The organism is Clostridium sp. KLE 1755 (assembly GCF_000466465.2).
GTDB classification, from domain to species: Bacteria; Bacillota; Clostridia; order Lachnospirales; family Lachnospiraceae; genus Eisenbergiella; species Eisenbergiella porci.
Window position 1 is genome coordinate 16,892 of sequence record NZ_KE992696.1, and the last position, 9,194, is coordinate 26,085.

Annotated in this window: 12 protein-coding genes and 1 tRNA gene; 8 read left to right on the plus strand and 5 right to left on the minus strand. The window is 47.0% G+C overall.

The annotated features are described in order from the left end of the window. Positions 1–351, plus strand: a 351-nt coding sequence (locus HMPREF1548_RS11300) for a ZIP family metal transporter (protein WP_021636228.1), incomplete at its 5' end; no start/stop codon positions are given. A 138-nt stretch (positions 352–489) separates the two neighbouring features. Further along, positions 490–1,596, plus strand: a complete 1,107-nt coding sequence (locus tag HMPREF1548_RS11305) for a DUF362 domain-containing protein (protein WP_021636229.1) — start codon at positions 490–492, stop codon at positions 1,594–1,596. A 114-nt stretch (positions 1,597–1,710) separates the two neighbouring features. Here HMPREF1548_RS11305 and trpS read toward each other — a convergent pair whose 3' ends face one another. Next, positions 1,711–2,802, minus strand: coding sequence for a tryptophan--tRNA ligase (trpS, locus tag HMPREF1548_RS11310; RefSeq protein ID WP_021636230.1), 1,092 nt, complete (start codon positions 2,800–2,802; stop codon positions 1,711–1,713). Between the two features lie 332 nt (positions 2,803–3,134). Between trpS and HMPREF1548_RS11315 the strand changes: the two genes are divergently transcribed. Then, positions 3,135–3,563, plus strand: coding sequence for an Hsp20/alpha crystallin family protein (locus tag HMPREF1548_RS11315; protein WP_021636231.1), 429 nt, complete (start codon positions 3,135–3,137; stop codon positions 3,561–3,563). A gap of 274 nt (positions 3,564–3,837) precedes the next feature. Here the strand turns inward: HMPREF1548_RS11315 and HMPREF1548_RS11320 are convergent, their stop codons facing one another. Continuing rightward, positions 3,838–4,461 carry an HAD family hydrolase gene (locus HMPREF1548_RS11320; protein WP_021636232.1) on the minus strand — a complete coding sequence of 208 codons (624 nt, stop codon included), beginning with the start codon at positions 4,459–4,461 and terminating at the stop codon, positions 3,838–3,840. Further along, entirely contained in the window at positions 4,461–5,288 is an 828-nt protein-coding gene (locus HMPREF1548_RS11325) for a glycerophosphodiester phosphodiesterase family protein (RefSeq protein WP_021636233.1), read from the minus strand. Before HMPREF1548_RS11325 ends, HMPREF1548_RS11320 begins: the two co-directional genes overlap by 1 nt. A 181-nt stretch (positions 5,289–5,469) precedes the next feature. Between HMPREF1548_RS11325 and HMPREF1548_RS11330 the strand changes: the two genes are divergently transcribed. Next, positions 5,470–5,838, plus strand: coding sequence for a VOC family protein (locus HMPREF1548_RS11330; RefSeq protein ID WP_021636234.1), 369 nt, complete (start codon positions 5,470–5,472; stop codon positions 5,836–5,838). On the opposite strand, the gene HMPREF1548_RS11335 is transcribed toward HMPREF1548_RS11330, so the two are convergent. Beyond that, complete coding sequence (locus HMPREF1548_RS11335) at positions 5,825–6,343, minus strand: HD domain-containing protein (protein ID WP_021636235.1); 519 nt, start codon at positions 6,341–6,343, stop codon at positions 5,825–5,827. The genes HMPREF1548_RS11330 and HMPREF1548_RS11335 overlap by 14 nt on opposite strands. Before the next feature lie 169 nt (positions 6,344–6,512). Between HMPREF1548_RS11335 and HMPREF1548_RS11340 the strand changes: the two genes are divergently transcribed. The 4 genes from HMPREF1548_RS11340 to HMPREF1548_RS11355 all read left to right on the plus strand — a co-directional run bounded on the left by HMPREF1548_RS11340 (position 6,513) and on the right by HMPREF1548_RS11355 (position 8,971). Next, entirely contained in the window at positions 6,513–7,355 is an 843-nt protein-coding gene (locus HMPREF1548_RS11340; protein ID WP_198168632.1) for a fumarate hydratase, read from the plus strand. A 97-nt stretch (positions 7,356–7,452) separates the two neighbouring features. After that, positions 7,453–8,004 carry a Fe-S-containing hydro-lyase gene (locus HMPREF1548_RS11345; protein WP_035321860.1) on the plus strand — a complete coding sequence of 184 codons (552 nt, stop codon included), beginning with the start codon at positions 7,453–7,455 and terminating at the stop codon, positions 8,002–8,004. A 27-nt stretch (positions 8,005–8,031) separates the two neighbouring features. Further along, entirely contained in the window at positions 8,032–8,757 is a 726-nt protein-coding gene (locus HMPREF1548_RS11350) for a lysophospholipid acyltransferase family protein (RefSeq protein WP_021636238.1), read from the plus strand. Between the two features lie 125 nt (positions 8,758–8,882). Next, positions 8,883–8,971 (plus strand) — tRNA-Ser (locus HMPREF1548_RS11355). On the opposite strand, the gene HMPREF1548_RS30220 is transcribed toward HMPREF1548_RS11355, so the two are convergent. After that, positions 8,953–9,194, minus strand: a 242-nt coding sequence (locus HMPREF1548_RS30220) for a hypothetical protein (protein WP_207644060.1), incomplete at its 5' end; no start/stop codon positions are given. The genes HMPREF1548_RS11355 and HMPREF1548_RS30220 overlap by 19 nt on opposite strands.

Sequence of the window (9,194 nt, forward strand, 5' to 3'; positions counted from 1 at the left end):
GCCGCCGCCGCATTTGCGCTTGCCCTGGGTATCGGTATCCAGAACTTCCCCGAAGGCGCGGCAATATCACTGCCTCTGCGCCAGGAAGGAATCCCTACCTGGAAAGCCTTTCTGTATGGCAGCCTTTCAGGTATTGTGGAGCCGGTTTTCGGAATTCTTGTTGTGCTTGTGGCCGGAGGAATCCAGCCGCTGATGCCCTGGCTTCTCAGCTTTGCAGCCGGTGCCATGATGTATGTGGTGGTGGAAGAGCTGATTCCGGAAGCACATCTGGGAGAGCATTCCAATGTGGGAACCCTGGGGGTTATGGTCGGTTTCCTCATTATGATGATACTGGATGTGGCACTGGGATGAATTAATGGCCGGATGTCCTGCCGCGGGCTGCGGGACACATCCGGCCTCCCGCCAGCCATTAAGCTGGCATGCCGGTGTTAATGCACGCGTATCTGTCAGGCCCGCTGTACATAAAAAATAAATTGGGAGGAATTACAAATGGAAAAATCAAAGGTTTATTTTACAACAATGAAAACTTCTTTTTCTGAGAATCTGCCTCAGAAGCTGGAACGTCTGATTAAAACGGCAGGAATCGGAAACATTGATTTCAGCAACAAGTACGCCGCTATAAAAATGCACTTCGGCGAGCCAGGCAACCTGGCATATCTGCGTCCCAACTACGCCGCAGTGGTGGTAAAGGTAATCAAAGAACTCGGCGGCAAGGCCTTCCTCACGGACTGCAACACACTGTATGTGGGCGGTAGAAAGAATGCCCTGGATCACATAGATGCAGCCTACCAGAATGGTTTTTCCCCATTTTCCACCGGCTGCCATGTCATCATTGCCGATGGACTGAAGGGAACCGATGAAGAACTGGTTCCCGTAGAAGGCGGGGAATATGTAAAGGAAGCCAAAATCGGCCGCGCCATTATGGATGCGGATGTTTTTATCACTCTCAGCCATTTCAAGGGACACGAAGCCACCGGTTTCGGCGGCGCGCTCAAGAATATCGGCATGGGCTGCGGATCCCGCGCCGGCAAGATGGAAATGCACAACGCAGGCAAGCCCTATGTGGAGCAGGAAAACTGCATCGGCTGCGGCCGCTGTATCAAAATCTGCGCCCATGATGCTCCCTCCATTACAGACGGCAAGGCCTCCATTGACCACGACAAATGTGTTGGCTGCGGCCGCTGCATCGGAGTCTGCCCCATGGATGCCGTCTGCACTCCCGGAGATGAAAGCAATGATATCCTCAACCGTAAAATAGCGGAATACAGCAAAGCCGTGGTAACCGGACGCCCCCACTTCCATATCAGCCTTGTAGTGGATGTTTCCCCTAACTGCGATTGCCATTCCGAAAACGATATTCCCATCGTTCCTGATGTGGGAATGTTTGCCTCCTTTGATCCGGTAGCACTGGACGTAGCCTGTGCAGATGCGGTAAATAAACAGCCCGTTATCAGCGGCAGCCAGCTTGACCGTATGCCCCATGTACACCATGACCACTTCATTGATTCCGCTCCGGAGACCAACTGGCACTCCTGCATTGAACATGCGGTGAAAATCGGCCTTGGCAGCGACCAGTATGAGTTGATTGAAATCTGATATAGTACATAATCTGACAAAATACATAAAAAAGAATCAGAAAAGCCCGGACAGGCAGTTTATTAAACCGCCTGTCCGGGCTTTTATATGCTCTCTAAAAGCACAAATCGGCTTTTATTTATCCGAAGCAAATCTTTCCGCCTGCTCCTGAATCAGCGCCTGATCCTCAAAATAGTTGATCTTCATCGCATTCTTCACCTCGGACAACGTCCTGGCGGCCTCTGCCTCGGCAGCCTCGCTGCCCTCCTTCAGGATTCGGTAAATTTCAGGAATATCCTTTTCAAATTCCTTTCTCCGTTTCCGAATGGGTTCCAGCTCCTCCTGCATTACATTATTCAGGAATTTCTTTACCTTAACATCTCCCAGGCCGCCGCGCGCGTAATGATCCTCCATTTCCTGAAGATTCTGATAATCAGGGCAGTAGCGTTCAAAATGTTCATCCCGGCAGAATGCTTCCAGATAAATAAATACCGGGTTTCCTTCCACCTTTCCAGGATCCTGTACACGCAGGTGACCGGGATCGGTGAACATGGACATAATTTTCTGCTTTACATCCGCTTCGCTGTCGGACAGATAAATACAGTTATTCAGGGATTTGCTCATCTTTGCCTTCCCGTCAATACCCGGCAGGCGCAGACATACCTTGTTGTCAGGCAGCAGGATATTAGGGTCTGTAAGTGTCTCCCCATATACGGAATTGAACTTGTGGACGATTTCCTTCGTCTGCTCAATCATGGGCGCCTGATCCTCGCCTACCGGAACTGTGGTGGCATGGAACGCGGTAATATCCGCCGCCTGGCTGATAGGATAGGTAAAAAAGCCCACAGGAATGCTTGTCTCAAAATTACGCATCTGAATTTCAGACTTCACGGTAGGATTCCTCTGCAGCCTGGAAACGGTAACCAGATTCATATAATAAAAAGAAAGCTCGCACAGTTCAGGAATCTGGGACTGAATAAAAAGAGTGGACTTTGCCGGATCAAGTCCGCAGGACAGATAATCCAGCGCCACTTCAATAATATTCTGACGCACCTTCTCCGGATTGTCTGCATTATCGGTCAGCGCCTGCGCATCTGCGATCATAATAAAAATCTTATCATATTCTCCGGAATTCTGAAGCTCCACTCTCCGCTTCAGGGAGCCTACATAGTGCCCAACATGAAGCGGACCGGTAGGGCGGTCGCCCGTTAAGATAACTTTGCTCATGATAATTCTCCTGTCACATAAGAAAATATATTTTACTGCGTTCTATTTTACTCGTTCTCCGGGGGATATGTCCAGTGAATCCGCTTATTTTTTATAAAAACAGCCATAACGTACAAATCCTCTCCGCTGCCTTTTCAAAATTGTGCCTGCCTACGGCATAAGATACAGGGTAAATGCATAACATAAGCTTTATATTTTTTTTATAATTAAATTAGCACTCACCTCTTGACAGTGCTAACAATGCATGTTATAAATGTTATAGAACAACAAAGGGGAACGGCAGACAAGCCGGAGACCTCTTATAAATAATAAGAAATCAGGAGGAATGAACTATGTTAATCAGAAACAACTTTTTCAATGACTTTTTCGGTGATATGTTTGATGACCCGTTTTTTAACAGAGGATACGCTCCTCAGACCCAGCTGATGAAAACAGATATCCGCGAGAAGGACGGACAGTACCTTCTGGAAATCGAAGTTCCCGGCTTTACCAAAGATGATGTAAAGGCCGAATTAAAGGAAGGTTACCTCACCATTACCGCAGACAGGAAAGAGCCTGTGGAAAGAGCGGATGAGAGAACCAAGTATGTAAGGAAAGAAAGATATTACGGAACCATGAAGAGAACCTTCTATATCGGCGAGGAGATTACGGAGAATGAAATCCATGCAGCCTTCAAGGACGGAATTCTGAAGATTATGATTGATAAGCCTCAGCCCAAGAAGCTTGAAGAAGAGAAGACAATCATCCCTATTGAGGGCTGACGGACTTCCTTCAGGGTTCAGTGATTACCCTCCGATACTGCCGGCGGTAACCGGTTTTATATAGATAAAGGACAATACCAGTCCCAGACTGTTAAAATACCCTCCCCCTTTAATCCTTTGTTATCATGTTAAAAGGAACCTGCTTCCGATGGCAGACAGCCCACGGAAGCAGGTTCCTTTTTGCAGATAATCCTGTAATCCCACAAAATCATCTTAATTTTCATCAATAAAACTGCGGCATATCACTGTAAAACCGCTGCAGTCCGCCCGCGGCCTACACAAGCTTCAAAATATCCAAGGGCTCCGCCAGCCGTACATCTGCGGCTATGGCCTCCGGATTTTTACACCCCCACAGAGCCAGCGCGCGTTTTACCCCTGCGCTCCCGGCACACTGCATATCATAAATGCTGTCGCCGATATAAACAGCCTGTTCCGGAGAAATTCCCGCTTTCTTCAGATAATAAAGCATTGGTCCTGGACTGGGTTTATGCTCCGGGGTATCCGAGGAAGTAACAGAGATGGTAAAATATTTCTCCAATCCCAACGGTATCATATCATGATCATACTCTTCCTGATTTTTCGACGTTATTGTCCCCAGAATAATTCCCTTATCCCTCAAATGCTCCAGAATCTCCGGAATATCAGGATAAATGGAAACATCATTGGCATGCGAATTATAGAAGGCATCCCATTTTTTCAGCTTCTCAGGAATTCCATCATCAATCCCCAGCTGTGCCAGAGCCTGGCTCCCCGGGATTCCCAGACAGAAATATAACTGCTCCGGCGCATATTGGCTCCCCTTTTCTTCCAACAGCAGCTCCTGAAGCCCTTTTATAATAGCCTTTTCCGTATTAATCAACGTTCCGTCGATATCAAAGATAAAATGACGCTCCTGCATCAGGCATCCCCTTCCGGTATAAAACCTTCAAAAATGAACAATGTAAAGTCCTTCCGGCATTCATCCATTTCTTTCTGGGAACGGATTGTCCATCCCACCGAAAGCGCATGATAGAAGCCGCAGCAAATCCTTCTTGACAAATCATCCCGGTAAAGCCAGTTGTAAGCAATAAAATCCGGCCTGGCCGCAATGTTGGAAAGCATTTTGCTCAACAGGAAAAAAGGAAGGCTGCAATTTTTGTTTTCCTTGTTGAAATTCGTGCAAAGCTGCCCCCGGAACACATCAGGCCGGTGCTTCCTGTACCAGATAAGCGCGGAAGGATGAAAAGATTCAATACAGTAAACGCCCTGGTATCCCCTCAGCTGTTCATTGACTGCCTCAGGAATCCTGTCATCCCTCTTATCCATTTTGATTTCAATGATAAGAGGAACCTGCCCGTTTACCAGAGTAAGGAATTCCTGAAAAGTAGGGATCCGCTCCTGCGTCCCTGCCAGGGAAAGCTGCTTAAGCTCCGCCAGGGTCAATTCATTCACCCGTTTCTCCACACCGCACATACGTGTCAGGGTAGCATCATGAAAAACCACCGGAATGCCGTCCTTTGAAAGCTGCACATCCATTTCCATGCCAAACCCCTTCTCAATGGCCAGCCTGAATGCTTTCATGGAATTCTCCGGAACTCCGGCTTCCAAATCGTGAAGCCCGCGGTGCGCATAATATTGATGAAGCAGTGCGCTGCAGTCCGGCTTATGCAGCCTTGGCATAATCAAGATCATATAAAGCAGAAATAAAAGCAAAACAACAACAATAAGAACTACTAACGTGTGCATGAAAAAAACTCTCCTTTATCTTAAGTCTGAAAATAAGTCTGCATAACCCCATCACTACAATAGTATAAAGCTCTTTTCCTGAAATGTCATTCCAAAAAAACAGGTTGCAATACACACCCGCTCCGTATAAAATGCACATATCAGAAACTGTACGCGCAGCATTGCGCAGAGAGGAGCCAATATGAAATTCAGTTTTGCCCATAACAATTTAAACGTAACGGATCTGGATAAATCACTCCGTTTTTATGAAGAGGCTCTTGGCCTGAAGGCCGCCCGCACCAAAGAAGCCTCCGACGGGAGTTTTATCCTTGCATTCCTGACCGATGGTGTTACGCCTCATCAGCTGGAGCTGACCTGGCTGAGAGACTGGGAAAAAGATTCCTATGATCTGGGAGACAACGAATTCCACCTGGCCTTTGCTGTTGATGACATGGAGGCTGCCCATGCGAAGCACAGGGAAATGGGCTGCATCTGCTTTGAAAATGAGGCTATGGGAATCTATTTTATAGCCGATCCTGACGGCTACTGGATAGAAATTATTCCCGCGTAGCCTCCGGATCCAGGGAAAGGCCGAACATGTCGGCGCATATCTGTCTGCCGCTTTCGGTGCGAAAGATGCGCCGCAGGACCTGTCCGGCCGTTTCCCTTGACTCATTTCCTTCGTATAGGTTTACCAGAAAATCAGCCTCCACCAGAATCTGATAATCCAAACCGTTGATGTCCGTGTAAGTATGATGATGTGCGATCAGATAACACACCCTGTCAATCACCGAATCCTCAAAATCCAGCGTTTCCAGCATTGCCCTGGCAATGACCGGCCCCTCCAGCTCCTGATGCTTTCCATCCGCGTTCCCGTACTTTTCTTCGCTTACCTTAATTCCGATATCATGTACAATCGCGGCAATCTCAAGAATATTCTGTTCCTCATCCCCAAGCTTCTCCAATTTTCCTATGACGCCCGCAAAATCATGCACCTTTATGAAATGCTGTATCCGGCAGGGATCATTTGCATAATAACTGATCATTGTCTTAATTAGAAGCGCCTTCTTATCCATCGTAATTCCACCTTTCAGAGCCTTTTCTTTCTTCCTATTCTATGACAACTGCAGACGGCCCACAAGAGCAAATCAGCGTTGTGCCCCGAAAACGCTGATGACAAGAAAATAAAACTATAATATAATGAGAACAATCGCAGCAGTACGGACACAGGAAAGGATTGGACTGATGAGAACAATACAGCTATCGGAAATTACCGATAATATAAAAGAAATGTGTATAGAAGCAAATCATGTTCTGACATCTGACATGGCAAAGGCGCTGGAAAATGCCGCCCGCTGTGAAAAATCACCGCTGGGACAGAAGGTTTTGGGACAACTGCAGGAGAACCTGCAGATTGCCGGTCAGGACCGGATCCCCATTTGCCAGGACACTGGCATGGCCGTCGTATTCCTGGAAATAGGCCAGGATGTCCATTTTGAAGGAGGGATTCTTGAGGATGCGGTAAACGAAGGAATCAGGCAGGGCTATGCGGAAGGCTATCTGAGAAAATCCGTTGTAGGAGATCCGCTCCTTCGTGAAAATACGAAAGACAATACTCCTGGAATCATCCACTACAGCATAGTTCCCGGTGAACAGGTCAAAATAACCGTAGCCCCCAAAGGCTTCGGAAGTGAAAACATGAGCCGTGTTTTTATGCTGAAGCCCGCAGACGGCATGGAAGGGGTAAAAAATGCAATTCTTACCGCGGTGCGTGATGCCGGACCCAATGCCTGTCCGCCCATGGTGGTAGGCGTCGGTATCGGAGGAACCTTTGAAAAATGTGCTCTCATGGCAAAACAGGCTCTCACCAGACCGTTGGATGATTCATCAAACATACCTTATATAAAAGAAATGGAAGATGAACTTTTGGAAAAAATCAATAAAACCGGAATCGGACCGGGCGGGCTGGGCGGAACAACCACCGCGCTGGGAGTGAAAATTAATACATACCCGACCCATATAGCGGGGCTTCCTGTAGCCGTTAATATCTGCTGTCACGTCAACCGCCATTCAGTACGCACCATATAATACCCATTATATGGTAGTTCTTCGCGCAGGTAATACAATATCTGCTGATGTTACATTATATAATAAGAAGAGAACCGTTATCCGGAAGGAGATTGCCATGGAAAAACATATGAAAGTGCCCTTTGCCAGAGAGGAAGCGGCCGCCCTGAGGGCAGGAGATTACGTTTACCTGACGGGAACAATATATACGGCAAGAGATGCCGCTCATAAAAGGATGTATGAGACATTGCAGAAGGGCGGAAGTCTTCCCTTTGATATCAGAGGAAACGTGATTTACTATATGGGACCATCTCCCGCCAGGCAGGGACGCCCTATTGGTTCCGCCGGTCCCACCACGGCCAGCCGCATGGACAAGTATACCCCCGCGCTTCTGGATCTGGGGTTACAGGGAATGATTGGAAAAGGGAAAAGAACGGAAGCGGTGAAACAGGCAATGATCAGGAATACCGCCGTTTACTTTGCTGCCGTAGGGGGAGCCGGCGCCCTGCTTTCTAAATCCATTATATGCTCAGAGGTGATAGCTTATGAAGATCTGGGCACTGAAGCTGTCCGCCGGCTGGAGGTAAAGGACTTTCCAGTAATCGTTGTAATGGACAGTGTGGGAAATAACCTTTATGAAACCGCCCTGGAAGAATACCGTACCGAATAAAATAAAGATAAGAAAGAGAAAGATATTATGAGAATAGCTTTGATGGTCCTCAGACTTTTCTTTAAAGCCTTTTACTACTTTGGCCGCATCTGGTGGTGCAGCATCCATGAAAACATCAGTTATGAGGAAGGTTTCCGCTGGGCGAAGAAGACAACGCTTGCAGCTAACCGTGCCGGCCGCGTCAAAATAGAAGCCCATGGCCTGGAGAATTTACCGGATAAAGACGGATTTATCATGTTCCCCAACCATCAGGGCCTTTTTGACGGGCTTGTATTCCTGGAGTCCTGTCCCAGGCCCTTTGCCTTTGTCATGAAAAAAGAAGCGGCCAATATCATTCTCCTCAAACAGGTCCGCAAGGCTCTCGGGGCCCTTACCATTGACAGGGAGGATTTAAGACAGTCAATGAAAGTGATCCAGAAAATGGCGGAAGAAGTCAAACAGGGACGCAACTTCATTATTTTCCCCGAAGGCACCAGAAGCAGACAGGGCAACCATACCCTGGAATTTAAAGGCGGCAGCTTTAAAAGCGCAATGAAAGCCAGATGCCCCATAGTCCCCTGTGCCCTGATTGATTCGTTTATTCCCTTTGATGAAAACAGCATCCGTCCTGTTACCGTGAAGATCTTCTATTTGAAACCCATGTATTACGAGGAATATAAAGATATGAAGACAACACAGATTGCAGAAGAAGTAAGAAGACGTATAGATGAAACCATTATTGGATATACTCAAAATAACCCCGAAAAGGCGTAATACAACATTATATGAAAAAACTTCCCAAAAAGAATTGACAAACTGTGGAAGCTTATGTATAATAACTTTTGCGTCACCTAAGGGTGCGTTCACTTCATATTGGTAGAGGATTAGTTCAGTTCTGTGGAGAAATACTCAAGAGGCTGAAGAGGCGCCCCTGCTAAGGGTGTAGGTCGTTTATAGCGGCGCGAGGGTTCAAATCCCTCTTTCTCCGTTCCCTTTACCGATATAAGGGAAGCTGATTATAGCTTCGCGGAAAAAGAATCTTAAGTGATTGAGATTTCTTTTTTTTCGCACTTTTGCCAGATGGAAAACATATGAAAAACTTTTGTAAAAATAAGTTAAAAAAGATGTTGACATTTGACGAAACATGATGCTATAATAAAACTCCACCGCAGATGCGATGGAACAACAACTTGAAAGAAACAAAAAAAGTT

Excerpts from the sequence above, each read along its gene's own strand:
- HMPREF1548_RS11305 (WP_021636229.1), top strand. The coding sequence starts at position 490 with ATGGAAAAATCAAAGGTTTATTTTACAACAATGAAAACTTCTTTTTCT.
- trpS (WP_021636230.1), bottom strand. The coding sequence starts at position 2,802 with ATGAGCAAAGTTATCTTAACGGGCGACCGCCCTACCGGTCCGCTTCAT.
- HMPREF1548_RS11315 (WP_021636231.1), top strand. The coding sequence starts at position 3,135 with ATGTTAATCAGAAACAACTTTTTCAATGACTTTTTCGGTGATATGTTT.
- HMPREF1548_RS11320 (WP_021636232.1), bottom strand. The coding sequence starts at position 4,461 with ATGCAGGAGCGTCATTTTATCTTTGATATCGACGGAACGTTGATTAAT.
- HMPREF1548_RS11325 (WP_021636233.1), bottom strand. The coding sequence starts at position 5,288 with ATGCACACGTTAGTAGTTCTTATTGTTGTTGTTTTGCTTTTATTTCTG.
- HMPREF1548_RS11330 (WP_021636234.1), top strand. The coding sequence starts at position 5,470 with ATGAAATTCAGTTTTGCCCATAACAATTTAAACGTAACGGATCTGGAT.
- HMPREF1548_RS11335 (WP_021636235.1), bottom strand. The coding sequence starts at position 6,343 with ATGGATAAGAAGGCGCTTCTAATTAAGACAATGATCAGTTATTATGCA.
- HMPREF1548_RS11340 (WP_198168632.1), top strand. The coding sequence starts at position 6,513 with ATGAGAACAATACAGCTATCGGAAATTACCGATAATATAAAAGAAATG.
- HMPREF1548_RS11345 (WP_035321860.1), top strand. The coding sequence starts at position 7,453 with ATGGAAAAACATATGAAAGTGCCCTTTGCCAGAGAGGAAGCGGCCGCC.
- HMPREF1548_RS11350 (WP_021636238.1), top strand. The coding sequence starts at position 8,032 with ATGAGAATAGCTTTGATGGTCCTCAGACTTTTCTTTAAAGCCTTTTAC.